Below are 14,601 nucleotides of genomic sequence, written 5' to 3'. Positions count from 1 at the left end.
GCCGCGCGGTGATGCGCGCGGATCCGGGTCAGGCGCGCAGCAGCACGTCGAGCGTGACGGCGAGGTGCCGGTCGATCGCGTCGCGCGCGGCCTCCGCGTCGCCCGCGGCCAGCGCGTCGACGATGCCGGCGTGCTCCTCGCACACCCGGTCCTGCCGGTCGGTGGCGCGGTAGAGCGCCTCGACCCCGACGAGGATCTGCCGGGCGCGCAGCTTCGCGTAGGTGCGGCTCATGAGCTCGCTGCCCGCCGCGTCGACGAGCAGCTGGTGGAAGCGGCGGTCGTGCTCGATGAACTCCCGGCCGCTCTCGCGCGGCGGGCTCGCCACCATCGCGCGCTGCTGCTCGAGCACCGCGCGCATCGCGTCGAGCGGCGTGCGGTCGTGCTCCACGGCGCTGGTGGCGGCGTGCCGCTCGAGCACGCCGCGCAGCTCCATCAGCTCGGCGATCTCGCGGCCCGTGATGACCGGGATGCGGGCGCCGCGCTTGGGGATCATCTCCACGAGGCCGTCGGCGGCGAGCAGCAGCAGGGCCTCGCGGACTGGGGTGCGGGAGACGCCGATGCGCTCCGCGAGCTCCTGCTCGTTGAGGAACGCGCCCTGCTGGTCCGGGTCGGTGAGGACGTGCGCGTGCAGGAACTCGTAGGCCCGCTCGCGGCCGGAGAGGGGGCTCGCCGGGGACCCTGGATCGCCCGCCCGTTCTCGCATACGCTATGTATACATCACGAGGAGGACCATGCGAGTCGCGCTAGCCCAGATCATCAGCTCCCCGGATCCCGCGGACAACCTGGCACGGATCACCACGACCGCGGAGGACGCCGCGCGGCAGGGCGCCGAGCTCGTGGTGTTCCCGGAGGCGGCGCAGCGCGCGTTCGGGAACCCGCTGCCGGAGATCGCCGAGCCGCTCGACGGGCCGTGGGCGTCGGGCGTGCGGGCTGTCGCGGAACGGCTCGGCGTCACGATCGTCGCGGGCATGTTCACGCCCGGCGCCGACGGCCGGGTGCGCAACACGCTCCTGGTCGCGCGGCCCGCGGGAGCTGAGGCGGCGGGCGCGACCTCGTACGACAAGATCCACCTGTTCGACGCGTTCGGGTTCCGCGAGTCGGACGCCGTCGACCCGGGCGAGGACGTCGCCGTGATCGAGGTCGGCGGCACGCGGGCCTCGCTCGCCACCTGCTACGACGTGCGCTTCCCCGCGCTCTTCCTCGCGGGCGCTGACCGGGGCGCGGTCGTCAGCATCGTCTGCGCGAGCTGGGGCGCCGGCCCCGGCAAGGCCGACCAGTGGGACCTCCTCCTCCGCGCCCGCGCACTCGACTCCACCACGTTCGTGGTCGCGGTCGGCCAGGGCGACCCGGCGACGCTCCCGGCCGGATCCCGCGGCCACGACCCCGCGAGCGGCGCGCCCACGGGCATCGGCCGGAGCGCCGTCATCTCCCCGCTCGGCGAGGTGCTGCATCGCCTCGGCGGCGAGGAGGAGCTGCTCGTCGTCGACATCGACCCGTCGGCCGTCGAGTCCGCCCGCGGCACGCTGCCCGTGCTCGCGAACCGGCGCCGGGGGCTCGAGCAGCAGGTCTGACGCAGGCGCCGCGTAAGACGCGCCGCGGGCCCGGTCGCCGAGGCGGCCGGGCCCGCGGGCGTCCGGCGGGTCAGCGCCCGACGGGGCCCATGTCCGCGTAGCGGTCGCCGACCGGCGTGGGCAGCGAGGAGAGGCGCGCGAGCTGGTCGGCGGAGAGCGTCACGGCGTCGGCCGCCACGTTCTCGTCGAGGCGGCTGACGCGCTTGGTGCCGGGGATCACGGCGATGTCGTCGCCCTGCGCGAGGATCCACGCGAGCGCCACCTGGGCGGGCGTCGCGTCCAGCTCGCCCGCGACGTCCTTCACGGCGTCGACGATGCGCATGTTCTGCGCGAACGCCTCCTCCGCGAAGCGCGGCGACGAGGAGCGGTAGTCGGCCTCGGACAGGTCGGCGACGCTCGAGATCGCGCCGGTGAGGAAGCCGCGGCCGAGCGGCGAGTACGCGACGAGCCCGATGCCGAGCTCGCGGAGGACCTCGAGCACGGCGCCCTCGGGGTCGCGCGTCCAGATGGAGTACTCGCTCTGCAGCACCGAAATGGGATGCACGGCGTGCGCGCGGCGGATCGTGTCGGGCCCGGCCTCGGAGAGCCCGAGGTGCAGGACCTTGCCCTCGTCGACGAGCTCCTTCATCGCGCCGACGGTCTCCTCGATCGGCACGGCCGGGTCGACGCGGTGCTGGTAGAGCACGTCGATGCGGTCGGTGCCGAGGCGCTGCAGCGAGGCCTCGACGGCGATGCGGATGCCCGCGGGCGAGCTGTCCATGCCGCGCTCGTAGTCCTCGGCGTCCTTGCCCGGCGCGTGCTTCAGGAGGCCGAACTTGGTGGCGATGACGACGTCGTCGCGGCGGCCCGCGAGCGCGGATCCGACCAGGCGCTCGTTCGTGAACGGCCCGTACGCCTCGGCCGTGTCGAAGAGGGTGACGCCCTGGTCGACCGCGCGGTGGAGGGTGCGGATCGACTCCGCCTCGTCCTGGCCCGCGCCGTCGTAGAAGGCGCTCATGCCCATGCAGCCGAGGCCGATGCGGCCGACGTCGAGGCCCGTGCCGGTGTGGATGTGCTTCATGCGGTGCTCCGTTCTCCTGCGGCCGGATGGGCCGCCTCTCGAGCCTAGGCACGCTGCCGACCGCGACGCGCCGCGTTCATCCATTGTTTTGAACGGTTCAAGGGAACTGTGCTTGACTCGACGCATGCCCACCGCACACGCGCACCACCACGCGCCGCCCCTCGACGCCGACGCCCTGCGCGTCGCGCTGCGCGAGGCGGGCCTCCGCGTGACCCGGCCGCGCGTAGCCGTCCTGACGGCGATCGACGCCCAGCCGCACTCCGACGCCGACGAGGTGCTCCGTGCGGTGAAGGGCGAGCTGCCCGGCACGAGCATCCAGGCGGTCTACGGCGTGCTCGGCGCGCTCGCGGCCGCGGGGCTCGTGCGCCGGATCGAGCCCGCGGGATCATCCGTGCGCTACGAGCGCCGGACGGGCGACAATCACCATCACCTCGTCTGCACAGGTTGCAGGACGATCGTCGACGTGGACTGCGCGATCGGGGCGTCCCCCTGCCTCGCGCCGTCCGACTCGGCGGGGTTCCTCGTGGCCAGCGCCGAGGTGACGTACTGGGGCCTGTGCCCCGCCTGCCGGACCGCATCCGCGGATCCCGGTTCCACCGTCGCGACCTAGCGGTCGCCACCGGCCCGCCCCTCGGCCGACTACCCGAGCCAGCACCTCCCCGTTCCACCGCTGACAGGAGAAACACCATGACCGACCAGAAGTACACGACCACCGACTCCGGCGCTCCGGTCGCCAGCGACGAGCACTCGCTCTCCGTCGGCCCCGACGGCGCCATTCCGCTGCACGACCACTACCTCGTCGAGAAGCTCGCGCAGTTCAACCGCGAGCGCATCCCGGAGCGCGTCGTCCACGCCAAGGGCGGCGGGGCGTTCGGCACCTTCCGCGTCACCAACGACGTGAGCGCGTACACCCGCGCCTCCCTCTTCCAGCCCGGCGCCGAGGTCGAGATGCTCGCGCGCTTCTCCACCGTCGCCGGCGAGCAGGGCAGCCCCGACACGTGGCGCGACCCCCGCGGCTTCGCGCTGAAGTTCTACACGGACGAGGGCAACTACGACCTCGTCGGGAACAACACGCCCGTCTTCTTCATCCGCGACGGCATCAAGTTCCCCGACTTCATCCGCTCGCAGAAGCGCCTGCCGGGCTCGCACCTCCGCGACCACGACATGCAGTGGGACTTCTGGACGCTCTCGCCCGAGACGGCCCACCAGGTCACCTGGCTCATGGGCGACCGCGGCCTCCCGAGCTCGTGGCGCCACATGGACGGCTTCGGCTCGCACACCTACCAGTGGATCAACGCGGCCGGCGAGCGCTTCTGGGTCAAGTACCACTTCAAGACGCAGCAGGGCATCGAGATCCTGAAGCAGGAGCAGGCCGACCAGATCGCCGGCGAGGACGCCGACTTCCACATCCGCGACCTCACCGAGGCCATCGACGCCGGGGACTACCCGGAGTGGAAGCTCGAGGTGCAGATCATGCCCTACGAGGACGCCAAGTCGTACCGGTTCAACCCGTTCGACCTCACCAAGGTCTGGTCGCAGAAGGACTACCCGCGCATCGAGGTCGGCACCATGACCCTGAACCGCAACCCGGAGAACTACTTCGCGCAGATCGAGCAGGCCGCGTTCGCACCGTCGAACTTCGTGCCCGGGATCCAGACCAGCCCCGACAAGATGCTCCTCGCGCGCATCTTCAGCTACGCCGACGCCCACCGCTACCGCGTGGGCACCAACTACGCGCAGCTGCCGGTCAACGTGCCCAAGTCGCCCGTGCACAGCTACGCGAAGGACGGCCAGGGCCGCTACACGTTCGAGTCGGCGAGCACGCCCGTCTACGCCCCCAACTCGCACGGCGGCGCGCACGCCGACCCGGCTCGCGCCGCGGAGAGCGCCGGCTGGGAGCAGGACGGCGAGCTCGTCCGCGCGGCCGCCACGCTGCACGCGGAGGACGACGACTTCGTCCAGGCCCGGATGCTCGTCAACGAGTCGATGGACGACGCCCAGCGCGAGCGCCTCGTCGGCAACATCGTCGGCCACGTGAGCAAGGTCACCACGGCCGAGCTGCGCGCCCGCGTCATCCAGTACTGGACGAACGTGGACGGCTGGCTCGGTGCGGCCGTCGCCGCGGGCCTGCCGCCGCTCGCCGGTGACGCGCCCGTCGCCGAGGCCACCCCCGGCCCGACGCGCGACGCCGAGGAGGTCGGTGTCGCTGCTCACTGAGCCGCGGCGGTGATCCGCTGATCGCGTGACACGACGCCCGTCCCCTCGGTGAGGGGGCGGGCGTCGTCGTGTCGGATCCTTCCTCTCAGCTCCAAGAAGGGAGTTCGTCGGTCCACGGATGTCCGGGAGGGAGACCTATCTCGTCGCGGGTGGCGAGCGCGTGATAGTCGACTGGAAGGAGGACGGGGGCCGAAGACTGGTCGACATCGAGAAGGTCCCAACGATCTTCGTATCGAGCGAACGCCGGGATGGAGACGCGCGATTGGTCCAAGGTGGCTCGACGCGTTCCCGGCTCGGCGCTCGGGTCGTGAAGCCAGGCCTGATGCCCGATGTAGGCGGCGGCCGCCACGTGATCACGAGGCACTATGAAGAAGCGGGGGCTCTCTCCGACGTTGGTGGGGATCGCGACGAGCACGAAGTACTCGCCCTCCTGCAGCGCTGGCTGCTGCGATTTCAACCCCAACGGCCAGGTGATGTGGTCGAAACGCGGCCCTCGAGCTGCCTTGACCTGCACCTCGATCATCCGTCTCTCCGTGCCGTCGGTCTTCACTGCGAGGATGTCCGTGCGTGCCAAGCCGTCTCGCGTGAAAGCGGGCGCCCAACCTCGTCTCGCGATTTCTGCCGCGACATAATGTTCGCCGATCGTCTTCGTCTGCTTCGTGTCAGCCATCATCCGAGGGTAGGGACGCGAATGGCAGGTGGAAGTCATTTCGAAATCGGAGGCGTACCCAGACCGAGGGGCACGTGGTCGATCACGTCTGCACGGCGTGCGTCAGGCGAGCGGCAGCTCCATCTCCAGGTCCTTCTGCGTGCGGTCGAGCGCGTACGGCACGCTGCGGCCCGTGAGGACGAAGCCGCGGCGCTCGTAGTAGGCGCGGGCGCGCGGGTTGTCCTCGTGGACCTCGAGGCGGAGGGCCCGCGCTCTCGGGCGGTCGCGGGCCCAGGCGATGATCGCGTCGAGGAGCAGGTCGGTGACGCCCGCGGCGCGGCCCCGGGCGTCGGGGGTGATGTAGACGCTCACGAGCATCACGCGGGTGGGGTCGGCCGCCACGAACGCGTTCATCGCGCCGAGCCAGCGGCCGGTCGTGCGCTCGACGGCGACGTAGGCCGTGCTCCCCGGCTTCTCCGCGCGCGCGGTGCGGGCACGCCAGTCCGACTCCGGCTGGGCGAGAGCGTGCTCGAGCGTCTCGAGGTAGGCGAGCGGGGTGTCCTCGAGCATCTCGAGGCGGAGCGCGCGGTACTCGCGCCAGTCCTCGGCGCGGAGGCGGTGGATCACGGCGTCCATCGCGCTCAGACCAGCTGCCCGTTCACGTGCAGGTCGCCGGCGGGGAACGCGTCGGCGGGCGCGGTGACGGGCAGCACCATCCAGCCGTGGTCCTGGTGCACCACCTCGGCGGCGCCGAGCAGGGTGAAGCCGCTGTAGTGGCCGGTGCGGCCGGCCAGCGGGATCCAGCCGTGGCGCGCGTAGTAGCCGGTGGTTTCCGTGCCCGTCTCGAGGAGGCCGAAGGGGACGGCGAGGCGGGCGAGCGCGTCGCGGATCCCATCGGCGAGCAGCGTGCCGAGGCCCGCGCCCTGCCGGTCCGGGTGCACGGCGACCATGCCGGTGGATCCCACGCGCAGGTCGTCCGCCGGGTCGCCCGCGCCATCGCCCACCTCGACGTGCATTCGCCGGATCCCGGCGTGCGCCACCAGCTCGTCGCCGTCGTGCACGAGGATCCGCAGCTCGGGCCGCGCGCCCGCCCAGCTCTGCGCGCCGCGGTAGCCCGCGGCGAAGTCGGGGAAGGCGCGGGCCAGGAGCGCCGCGATCCGCTCGTGGTCGGCGACGTCGAGCGCGCCCTCGCGGACGACGGAGAGGCGGGGTCCCATGGGTCGAGGGTATCGGCCGGTCACGCGGGTGTCCGGGCCCGCCCGCGGCCCGGTCGCGCGGCCCGCCCGCCCGTAGGGTGGAGCGCATGACCACCCCGCAGTCCGTCTGGCAGGACAAGCTCGGCCGCCTCTCCATCCGCTGCGTGCAGATCCTGGCGGTCCTCGTGGTCGCCATCGCGATCGTGTACGCCGCCATCTCGCTCAAGCTCGTCGTGATCCCGGTGATCATCGCGCTGATCCTCGCCTGCGCCGTGCGCCCGATGGTGCTGTGGATGGAGCGCCGCGGCGTGCCCGACGCCCTCGCCGCCGTCATCGCGCTCGTCACCGGGCTCGTGATCTTCGGCGGCGCCATCACGGCCGTCGTCTTCGGCGTTCAGAGCCAGTGGCCGACGCTCGTGAAGGCCACCAGCGAGGGCGTCGACCAGCTGCAGTCCTTCGTCGAGCAGGGCGGGCTGCCCATCGACACCGCGCAGATCGACGCGATCCGCGGGCAGGCGGTCGACTTCCTCACCAGCAGCCAGTTCGGATCCGGCGCCATCGCGGGCGTCTCCGCCGCGGCCGAGGTCGTCACGGGCGCCGTGCTCGGGCTCGTCGTCTTCTTCTACTTCGTCAAGGACGGGCCGCGCATCTGGGCCTTCCTCATCCGCCCCTTCCGCGGTCGCGGCCGGAAGCGCGCCGTGCGCGTCGGCCACGAGGGCGCCAAGGTGCTCGGCGGCTACATCCGCGGCACGGCGACCGTCGCGCTCGTCGACACCGTGTTCATCGGCGCCGGCCTGCTGATCCTCGGAGTGCCGCTGGCGCTGCCGCTCGCGCTCGTCGTCTTCATCGGCGCGTTCGTGCCGATCGTCGGCGCGACCGTGGCCGGCATCCTCGCGGCGCTCGTCGCGCTCGTCACCAACGACCTCACGACCGCGCTCATCGTCGTCGGCATCGTGATCCTCGTGAACCAGCTCGAGGGCAACCTGCTGCAGCCGGTCGTGCTCGGCAACGCGCTCAAGCTGCACGGCCTCGTGGTGCTGCTGGCGCTGACCGCCGGCACGATCCTCGGCGGCATCGTCGGCGCGATCCTCTCGGTCCCGCTCACCGCCGTCGCCTGGACCGCGTGGAAGATCATCATGGAGCCGGACGAGGAGGAGCCGGCGCCGCCGGCGTCGTCGTCGCCGGTCGAACCGGTGAAGAGGGCGGCGCGCGGGCTCACCGCGAAGCTCACGGGCCGCACCTCCTCGGCGTCGTCCCGGTGAGCGCCACCGGCGCCGCCTCCCGCCTCCAGCGCTCGCCCGGCTTCGCCGTCGCCGCACGCCTCGGGCACGCGGTCAACGGCCTGCTGCACCTCCTCATCGGCGTGATCGCGTTCCGTCTCGCGACCGGCGGCGGCGGCGAGGGCGAGGCGGACCAGTCCGGCGCGCTCGGCTCCATCGCGGGATCGCCCGGCGGCCGCGCGCTGCTGTGGGTCGTCGTGGTCGGGCTCCTCGGCCTCGGCCTCTGGCAGCTCGTCGAGACCGTGCTCGCGCGCGGCGAGGACGCGAAGCGCACCTGGGCGGCGCGCGCGAAGGAGCTCGGCAAGGCCGTCGCCTACCTCGCGATCGCGGCCACGGCCCTGCGGTTCGCGACCGGTGGATCCAGCGACTCCTCCGAGCAGACGCAGTCGCTCAGCGCCCGGCTCCTCGCGGCGCCCGGCGGCGTCGTGCTGCTGGTGATCGTGGGCCTCGCCGTCGTGGCGGTCGGCGCCTACTTCGGGTTCACGGGGGCGACGAAGCGGTTCCGCGACGACATCTCCGTGCCGTCGGGATCGCTCGGGCGCGGGATCACGGCGCTCGGGGTCGCCGGGTACGTCGCCAAGGGCGTCGCGCTCGTGGCGGTCGGCGTGCTGTTCGTCGTGGGCGCCGTGACGGCCGACCCGAGCCGTGCGACGGGCCTCGACGGCGCGCTCCAGTCGCTCGCCGGGCTGCCCGCGGGCGTCGCCGTGCTCGCGATCACGGGGCTCGGCCTCATCGCCTACGGCCTGTACTGCGGCGCTCGCGCGCGCTACGCGAAGCTGTGACGCAGCGTCCGGTCGTCGCCCTCGACGGCGTGCGGCCCGACGAGGTGCACGTGGTGCGGGTGTTCGCCGACGCGGACGGCGCCCACGGCAACGAGCTCGGGATCGTGCTCGCCTCCGCGCGCACCGACGGCCGGGAACAGGCGATCGCGCGGGCGCTCGGCTTCAGCGAGACGGTGTTCGTCGACGCGGTGGACGCCCCGGGCACGGATCCGCGCGGCGCCCGGATCCGCATCCTCACGCCCGCGCGCGAGCTGCGCTTCGCCGGGCACCCGACCGTCGGCGCCGCCTGGTGGCTGGCGTCGCGCGGCGTCCCCGTCCACCACCTGCGGGTGCCGGCCGGCACCGTGCACGTGGACCGGGCCGGCGACGAGGTGCGGGTCACCGCCGATCCCGCCTGGGGGCCGGAGTTCGCGTGGGAGGAGCATCCGTCCGCCGACGCGCTCCGCGCCCTCGACGCCCGCGCCGTGGACGCCGCCGTCGACCACCTCTACGCCTGGGCCTGGACGGACGAGGCCCGGGGAGAGCTGCGCGCCCGCATGTTCGCGCCCGCGCTCGGCGTCGTCGAGGACGAGGCGACCGGATCCGCGGCCCTCCGGCTCACGGCCCACCTCGGCCGCGACCTCCGCATCACGCAGGGCCGCGGCAGCCAGCTGGTCACGCGGCTGCTCGCCGACGGCCGGGCCGAGGTCGGCGGCCGCACGGTGCCGGACCGCGTGATCCCGCTGCCCTGACCGCGCGGCCGCCCGCGGAGGAGCAGGCCGCTAGGCGGTCGCGGTCTCCCCGTCCTCCGGGGCCGGCTCCTCGCGCGGGATGACGAGGATCTCGGAGATCCGGCGCCGGTCGAGCGCCGTGACCTGGAGGGTCACGCCGTCGACCTCGACCGTGTCGCCGACCTGCGCGAGCCGGCCGAGGTTCTCGATGACGAAGCCCGCGACCGTGTCCGACGCGGAGTCGGGGAGCTTCACGCCCGTCGCCTCCTCGAAGTCCTGGAAGTTGAGGCGGCCGTCGATGGTGCCGCCGTCCTCCGCGAGGTCGCGCGCGGCCGAGTCGGTGTCGTACTCGTCGAAGATCTCGCCGACGACCTCCTCCACGAGGTCCTCGAGGGTGACGATGCCGTCGGTGCCGCCGTACTCGTCGACGATCACGGCGATCTGGTGGCCCTCGGCGCGCATCATCGTGAGCGTCGGCAGCACGCGCGCGGTCGCCGGGAGGTACGGGATCGGGCGGAGGATCTCGGAGACGGGCCGCTCGGGGTCCGCCGCGATCGCCTGGTAGAGGTCGCGCACGTGCACGAAGCCGATGACGTCGTCGATGGTCTTGTCGACCACCGGGTAGCGCGAGTACGGCCGGTCCTGCACGTCGATTCCCGCGTCGCGGACCGTGCCGCTGCCGTCGAGGGCCGCGATCTCGGGCCGCGGCTTCATCACCTCGCTGAGCTGGCGGTGGCGGAGCGAGAGCACGTCGTCGAGGATCCGGCGCTCGTCGTCCGGGAGGCCCTCGTGGCTGGAGACGATGTCGCGGAGCTCCTCCTCGCTCATCTCCTCGCCGGTCTTGTGCGGGTCGCCGCCGAGGAGGCGCACGACGAGGTCGGTCGAGACGGAGAGCAGCCAGATCACCGGCCGCATGAGGATCGCGAAGCCGTTGAGCACGGGCGCGACGCCGTACGCGAAGCCGGCGTTGCGCTGGATCGCGAGGCGCTTGGGCGCGAGCTCGCCGAGCACGAGCGAGAGGTAGGCGATCATCAGCGTGAGCAGGAGCGTCGCGATCGTGGACGCGAGGCCGGCCTCGAGCCCCCACGACTCGAGCAGCGGGACGACGGAGGGCGCGATCGACGAGGCACCGTACGCGGCGGACGCGAACCCGGCGACGGTCACGCCGATCTGCACCGCCGCGAGGAAGGTGTTGGGGTTCCGGGCGAGCGCGGCGACCTTCTCACCGCGGCGGCCGCGGGCGGCGAGGGCGTTGAGCTGGCCCTCGCGGAGGGTGACGAGCGCCATCTCGGTGGCGGCGAACACGCCGCCGACGAGGACGAACACCACGACCAGGACGATGTTGAGGAGGAGGTCGCCGTTCACGAGCGGGTGCCGGTCGAGCGCGTGCCGGTCGGGCGGGTGCCGGTCGAGCGGGTGCTCGTCGGGTGGGCGGCGCGGAGGGTGCGGGGCGTGCCCGGGGTCGTCCGGGCGCCGGGACTGTGGCTGTCGGGAGCGGGCTCCCGGGCGGTTCTCTGCATGGATCGAGGGTAGTGGAGCAGGTGGGGAAATAGCCGGGCCGCGTGCCCGTGCCCTAGCGTCGAGCGCATGGACCAGCAGTGGATCGGATCATCGGGCTGGCTCGTGCTGGCGCTCGTCAACGCGGGGCTCGCGGAGCAGAAGGGTCGATCCCGGTGGAACTGGTTCCTCGTCTCGATCGTCCTCGGCCCGATCGCGACGTTCTTCATCGTGACGTGGGAGCGCGCGCCCGCGCGGCCCGTGGCGACACCGGGGGAGGGCCCGACGAACGGGCTCCTCGCCGTGGGGATCGGGCTCGCGGCCCTGGCCGTCGTGAGCGCGGTGGTGGCGGGGATCGGCGGGGACACCGGGATGTGGCTGCTCGCGGCCGCGCTCGCGGTCGTCGCCGCGGTCTCCCTCGTCCTGCACGTCCTCGCGCACCGGCGCTGGGCGGCGGCGCAGGCTGCGGCGCGGTCGCGGGCGGCGGCCGTCCCGGAGGACTGACCGCCGCCCACGATCCCGCGTCGGCTCAGCTCGCCGAGAAGCCGCTCGGCAGCTGCGCGCCCGCCTTCGTCACGGCGTCGACGAGGTCCTGGCCGCCGACCGTCGTGATCGTCTCCCCGCCGATGCGGAGGGTGGGCGTGCCGGTCACGCCCGACTGCTGCGCGGTGTCGGTGTTGGCCTTGATCCAGTCGACGTAGGCGCCCTTCTGCGTGCAGGAGAGCGCGTCCGGATCCGTGACGCCCTGGCCCTCGAGCCACGTGGAGAAGTCCTTCCCCGTCCACGAGTCGGTCGCGGCGGAGTGGTTCGCGAAGAGCGCCGAGTGCACGCCGGGCCACGCCGACGGATCGTGCGCGAGCACGCAGGCGGCCGCGCTGCCGGCGACCCGGCCGTAGTTCGTCACGATCTGGATGGGGTGGTACACCACGGCCACCTGGCCGCTGCCCGCGAGGCGGTAGAGCAGCGGGCCGTTCTCGGCCTCGTACTCCTGGCAGTGCGGGCACGAGTAGTCCTCGTAGACGTCGAGGGTGACGGGGGCATCGGCGGCGCCCACGCGCACGCTGTCGGGTCCCGTCGTCACCTGCGCCTGGTCGCCCGAGCCGAGGGCGACGCTCGCGTCGGCCGTGGGCGGCTGGGCTCCGGCGCTCGCCTGGTCGCGGAGGAGGATCGAGCCGCCCGCGATCGCCGCGATGAGGATCACGACGACCCCCGCGACGCCGAGCTGGGTCAGCAGGCGCCGGCGCTTGCGCTTGGCCTCCTCGATGCGCCTCTGCGCGTTGGCCTTCTCGCGGATCTCCCGGGTGCGGTCGCGGTCGGCTGCGGTCTTCTTGCTCATCGGTCCTTCTCTCGTGTGCGGGTCGGGGTGGTGCGGGGTGGGGTCGTGCGGGGTCGGGTCGTGCGCTCCGGGGGCGGGGCGCCCGGGGAGGGCGCGGGATGCGGGGCGGGCGTCATGCGGTCGGCTCCGCGCCACGATCGTGCCGGTCGATGGCCTGCAGGTTCGCGTTGTAGGCGCGCAGCTCCGCGTCGTCGTCGCGGAGGGCGGCGCGGTCGTAGCGGCGGGCGGCGCGCGTCTCGGACGTCGACCACTGCCGCACCACCATGAGCGCCACGAGCACGACGGGCAGCTCGCCCGCGCCCCACGCGATCCCGCCGCCCGCGGCCTGGTCGGCGAGCAGCTGCGCGTCCGTCTGGATGCCGAGCTGGTGCCAGAAGTCGATCGCGAGGATCGACGTGCCCGACATGATCGACAGCCCGAAGAACGCGTGGAACGCCATCGTCGCGAGCAGGAGGATCAGCCGGATCGGGTACGGCGGGCGGCGCGGCCCCGGATCCACCCCGATCAGCACGAAGAAGAAGAGGTAGCCGCTGATGAGGAAGTGCACGCACATCAGCAGGTGCCCCTGGTGGGTGTTCAGCGACCACTCGAACCAGCCGGTCCAGTAGAACGCGACCAGGCTGCCGGCGAAGACGACGGCCGCGACGACGGGGTGCGTCACGAGCGCCGAGTAGCGGGAGTGCGTGGCCGCGAGCACCCACTCGCGGACGCCGCGGCTGCCGTCCCGCCGGGCGGGGACGGTGCGGAGCAGGAGCAGCACGGGGGCGCCGAGCACGAGCAGCGGCGGCACGTACATCATCAGCAGCATGTGCTGGATCATGTGCGTGCTGAAGTGCACGGCGCCGTAGACGCCGGGCCCGCCGCTGGTCGCGTAGACGAGGAGCGCGCAGCCGGCGAGCCACGGCACGGTGCGGGCGGGCGACCACGCGTCGCCGCGGACCCGCAGCCGGCGCACGGCCACCAGGTACAGGCCGGCCAGCACGACGGCCCCCGCGAGGAAGAGGTAGTCGGGATGGAACGAGGCCAGCATCCGCTCGGTCGTCACCGGGTCGGGGAACGTGAAGCCGATGAGCGAGGCGCGCGGATCCACGTCGGCGACGGAGGTCTGCGGGACCGGCGGCGCGCTCCGGCTGAGCGCCACGGACACGCCCAGCGCCACGGACATGGCCACGACCTCGCCGACCGCGAGCCGGAGGAACGCGGTGCGGCGGGTCGCGTCGCGGACGAGGCCCGGGATCATGATGCGGCGGTGCGCCCACCCCGCGAGGCCGAGCCCCACGAGGAGCGCCGTCTTGAGGAGCAGCAGGACGCCGTACGCGGTGGTCACCAGGTCGAGCGGGCCGCCCAGTCGCAGTGACGCGTTGATGATCCCGGAGAGCGCGACGGCGACGAACGCCCACCCGGCGAGCGTCGAGTAGCGGCGGACGACCGCGGGCAGCGCGCCCCGCACGTGCCGCTGGAGGAGGATCACGGCCACGAGACCGCCGGCCCAGACCGTGACGCCGATGAGGTGGATCCCGAGGCTGTTCACCGCGTTCGCGTGCTCGTAGGTGCCCGCCGCGTGGCCGGAGAGCGAGAGCGGCAGGAGCGCGAGGAGGGCCGCTGCCGCGGCGATGCCGATCCCCGTGACGCGCTGGGTCCACATCGTGACGCCGAGCACCACCGCGATGCACGCCAGGGACGCGACGAGCGTCTGCCCGAGCTCCAGCCGGGTCGTGAAGTAGGCGAACTGGCCGCGGAAGGTGGGCGACGTGAGGGGCACGCCGATCACGTTCGCGCCCGAGAGGGCGAGCACGGCGAGGCCGGCGGCCAACCACACGGCCGCGGCGCGCGACGCCCAGCGGGTGGCCTTCCACTGCGCGAAGCTCGCCATGCCGGCCCGCTTCGTCTGCCCGGGGAGGGCGAAGGCCGCGACCACGAGGAGGCCGATGGTGACCGCGGCGGCGGCGTCGTGGATCACGCGCGCGACGGGCAGGCCGTACCGGACGACGTCACCGGGGTCGACCAGCAGGGTCGTCGTCGTGGCGCCCGTGAACAGGGCGCTGAGGAGCATCACCGCGACGGCGAGCGGCAGGCACAGCCAGAGGAGCGCCGATCGACCCGAGACGCGCGGCAACCGCAGCTGGGCGGTGCGCGTCTCGAACGCGATGTCGTCGAGGTCGTCGGGCGCGGGGGCGCGGCGAGCGTCGGCGGTGGTGGGCAGGGGGGAGTTCGGGGGCACGGGGATCCGTCCGTGAGGCGCGCCGGTAGGGCGCGGGCGGGGCCGGTCGCGTGATCGCGGCACGGCGGAGGCGCGTCGGACG

General features: G+C 73.3%; 16 protein-coding genes. 7 read left to right on the top strand and 9 right to left on the bottom strand.

Annotation, left to right across the window (positions count from 1 at the left end):
- Positions 1 to 28 precede the first annotated feature (28 nt).
- On the bottom strand, positions 29 to 703 hold the full coding sequence (locus ITJ44_RS05845; protein WP_194633769.1) for a GntR family transcriptional regulator: 675 nt from the start codon (positions 701 to 703) through the stop codon (positions 29 to 31).
- Between the two features lie 28 nt (positions 704 to 731).
- Between ITJ44_RS05845 and ITJ44_RS05840 the strand changes: the two genes are divergently transcribed.
- Entirely contained in the window at positions 732 to 1,571 is an 840-nt protein-coding gene (locus ITJ44_RS05840) for a carbon-nitrogen hydrolase family protein (protein ID WP_194633768.1), read from the top strand.
- A gap of 70 nt (positions 1,572 to 1,641) precedes the next feature.
- Here the strand turns inward: ITJ44_RS05840 and ITJ44_RS05835 are convergent, their stop codons facing one another.
- Positions 1,642 to 2,631 carry an aldo/keto reductase gene (locus ITJ44_RS05835; RefSeq protein WP_194633767.1) on the bottom strand — a complete coding sequence of 330 codons (990 nt, stop codon included), beginning with the start codon at positions 2,629 to 2,631 and terminating at the stop codon, positions 1,642 to 1,644.
- 124 nt (positions 2,632 to 2,755) lie between these two features.
- Between ITJ44_RS05835 and ITJ44_RS05830 the strand changes: the two genes are divergently transcribed.
- Together ITJ44_RS05830 and ITJ44_RS05825 are read left to right on the top strand one after the other, a co-directional pair.
- Positions 2,756 to 3,241, top strand: a complete 486-nt coding sequence (locus ITJ44_RS05830) for a Fur family transcriptional regulator (RefSeq protein ID WP_228494498.1) — start codon at positions 2,756 to 2,758, stop codon at positions 3,239 to 3,241.
- A gap of 77 nt (positions 3,242 to 3,318) precedes the next feature.
- Entirely contained in the window at positions 3,319 to 4,848 is a 1,530-nt protein-coding gene (locus tag ITJ44_RS05825) for a catalase (protein ID WP_194633766.1), read from the top strand.
- 85 nt (positions 4,849 to 4,933) lie between these two features.
- On the opposite strand, the gene ITJ44_RS05820 is transcribed toward ITJ44_RS05825, so the two are convergent.
- From ITJ44_RS05820 to ITJ44_RS05810, 3 genes are all read right to left on the bottom strand, one after another.
- Positions 4,934 to 5,518, bottom strand: a complete 585-nt coding sequence (locus ITJ44_RS05820) for a hypothetical protein (protein ID WP_228494497.1) — start codon at positions 5,516 to 5,518, stop codon at positions 4,934 to 4,936.
- A gap of 102 nt (positions 5,519 to 5,620) precedes the next feature.
- Positions 5,621 to 6,133 (bottom strand): N-acetyltransferase, encoded by a 513-nt coding sequence (locus ITJ44_RS05815; protein WP_228494496.1) that lies wholly within the window; start codon positions 6,131 to 6,133, stop codon positions 5,621 to 5,623.
- 5 nt (positions 6,134 to 6,138) lie between these two features.
- Complete coding sequence (locus tag ITJ44_RS05810) at positions 6,139 to 6,714, bottom strand: GNAT family N-acetyltransferase (protein ID WP_228494495.1); 576 nt, start codon at positions 6,712 to 6,714, stop codon at positions 6,139 to 6,141.
- An 86-nt stretch (positions 6,715 to 6,800) separates the two neighbouring features.
- On the opposite strand from ITJ44_RS05810, the gene ITJ44_RS05805 reads away from it, so the two are divergent.
- From ITJ44_RS05805 to ITJ44_RS05795, 3 genes are read left to right on the top strand one after another with little or no spacing between them, the layout of a single operon-like run.
- Complete coding sequence (locus ITJ44_RS05805; protein WP_194633763.1) at positions 6,801 to 7,955, top strand: AI-2E family transporter; 1,155 nt, start codon at positions 6,801 to 6,803, stop codon at positions 7,953 to 7,955.
- Positions 7,952 to 8,755 carry a DUF1206 domain-containing protein gene (locus ITJ44_RS05800; protein ID WP_194633762.1) on the top strand — a complete coding sequence of 268 codons (804 nt, stop codon included), beginning with the start codon at positions 7,952 to 7,954 and terminating at the stop codon, positions 8,753 to 8,755. Before ITJ44_RS05805 ends, ITJ44_RS05800 begins: the two co-directional genes overlap by 4 nt.
- The gene (locus ITJ44_RS05795) at positions 8,752 to 9,486 is read left to right on the top strand and encodes a PhzF family phenazine biosynthesis protein (RefSeq protein WP_194633761.1); all 735 of its coding nucleotides are present in this window, start codon (positions 8,752 to 8,754) and stop codon (positions 9,484 to 9,486) included. Before ITJ44_RS05800 ends, ITJ44_RS05795 begins: the two co-directional genes overlap by 4 nt.
- A gap of 30 nt (positions 9,487 to 9,516) precedes the next feature.
- Here the strand turns inward: ITJ44_RS05795 and ITJ44_RS05790 are convergent, their stop codons facing one another.
- The gene (locus ITJ44_RS05790; RefSeq protein WP_194633760.1) at positions 9,517 to 10,830 is read right to left on the bottom strand and encodes a hemolysin family protein; all 1,314 of its coding nucleotides are present in this window, start codon (positions 10,828 to 10,830) and stop codon (positions 9,517 to 9,519) included.
- Positions 10,827 to 10,985 carry a hypothetical protein gene (locus tag ITJ44_RS05785; protein WP_194633759.1) on the bottom strand — a complete coding sequence of 53 codons (159 nt, stop codon included), beginning with the start codon at positions 10,983 to 10,985 and terminating at the stop codon, positions 10,827 to 10,829. Before ITJ44_RS05785 ends, ITJ44_RS05790 begins: the two co-directional genes overlap by 4 nt.
- A gap of 67 nt (positions 10,986 to 11,052) precedes the next feature.
- Here ITJ44_RS05785 and ITJ44_RS05780 point away from each other — a divergent pair, with 67 nt between their 5' ends.
- Positions 11,053 to 11,466, top strand: a complete 414-nt coding sequence (locus tag ITJ44_RS05780) for a hypothetical protein (RefSeq protein WP_194633758.1) — start codon at positions 11,053 to 11,055, stop codon at positions 11,464 to 11,466.
- A 25-nt stretch (positions 11,467 to 11,491) separates the two neighbouring features.
- Here the strand turns inward: ITJ44_RS05780 and ITJ44_RS05775 are convergent, their stop codons facing one another.
- Both ITJ44_RS05775 and ITJ44_RS05770 read right to left on the bottom strand, forming a co-directional pair.
- A complete protein-coding gene (locus tag ITJ44_RS05775) occupies positions 11,492 to 12,298 on the bottom strand; it encodes a thioredoxin domain-containing protein (RefSeq protein ID WP_194633757.1) in 807 nt (268 codons plus the stop codon).
- Positions 12,299 to 12,410: 112 nt separating this feature from the next.
- Entirely contained in the window at positions 12,411 to 14,519 is a 2,109-nt protein-coding gene (locus tag ITJ44_RS05770) for a cytochrome c oxidase assembly protein (RefSeq protein ID WP_370551626.1), read from the bottom strand.
- Between the last annotated feature and the right edge of the window lie 82 nt (positions 14,520 to 14,601).

Source organism: Clavibacter sp. VKM Ac-2873, assembly GCF_015351075.1.
GTDB lineage: Bacteria > Actinomycetota > Actinomycetes > Actinomycetales > Microbacteriaceae > Clavibacter.
This window is presented reverse-complemented; position numbering and strand designations above follow the sequence as displayed.

Bases quoted from the DNA above. Each gene is read 5' to 3' on its own strand.
- ITJ44_RS05845 (WP_194633769.1), bottom strand. From the start codon at position 703: ATGCGAGAACGGGCGGGCGATCCAGGGTCCCCGGCGAGCCCCCTCTCC.
- ITJ44_RS05840 (WP_194633768.1), top strand. From the start codon at position 732: ATGCGAGTCGCGCTAGCCCAGATCATCAGCTCCCCGGATCCCGCGGAC.
- ITJ44_RS05835 (WP_194633767.1), bottom strand. From the start codon at position 2,631: ATGAAGCACATCCACACCGGCACGGGCCTCGACGTCGGCCGCATCGGC.
- ITJ44_RS05830 (WP_228494498.1), top strand. From the start codon at position 2,756: ATGCCCACCGCACACGCGCACCACCACGCGCCGCCCCTCGACGCCGAC.
- ITJ44_RS05825 (WP_194633766.1), top strand. From the start codon at position 3,319: ATGACCGACCAGAAGTACACGACCACCGACTCCGGCGCTCCGGTCGCC.
- ITJ44_RS05820 (WP_228494497.1), bottom strand. From the start codon at position 5,518: ATGGCTGACACGAAGCAGACGAAGACGATCGGCGAACATTATGTCGCG.
- ITJ44_RS05815 (WP_228494496.1), bottom strand. From the start codon at position 6,133: ATGGACGCCGTGATCCACCGCCTCCGCGCCGAGGACTGGCGCGAGTAC.
- ITJ44_RS05810 (WP_228494495.1), bottom strand. From the start codon at position 6,714: ATGGGACCCCGCCTCTCCGTCGTCCGCGAGGGCGCGCTCGACGTCGCC.
- ITJ44_RS05805 (WP_194633763.1), top strand. From the start codon at position 6,801: ATGACCACCCCGCAGTCCGTCTGGCAGGACAAGCTCGGCCGCCTCTCC.
- ITJ44_RS05785 (WP_194633759.1), bottom strand. From the start codon at position 10,985: ATGCAGAGAACCGCCCGGGAGCCCGCTCCCGACAGCCACAGTCCCGGC.
- ITJ44_RS05780 (WP_194633758.1), top strand. From the start codon at position 11,053: ATGGACCAGCAGTGGATCGGATCATCGGGCTGGCTCGTGCTGGCGCTC.
- ITJ44_RS05775 (WP_194633757.1), bottom strand. From the start codon at position 12,298: ATGAGCAAGAAGACCGCAGCCGACCGCGACCGCACCCGGGAGATCCGC.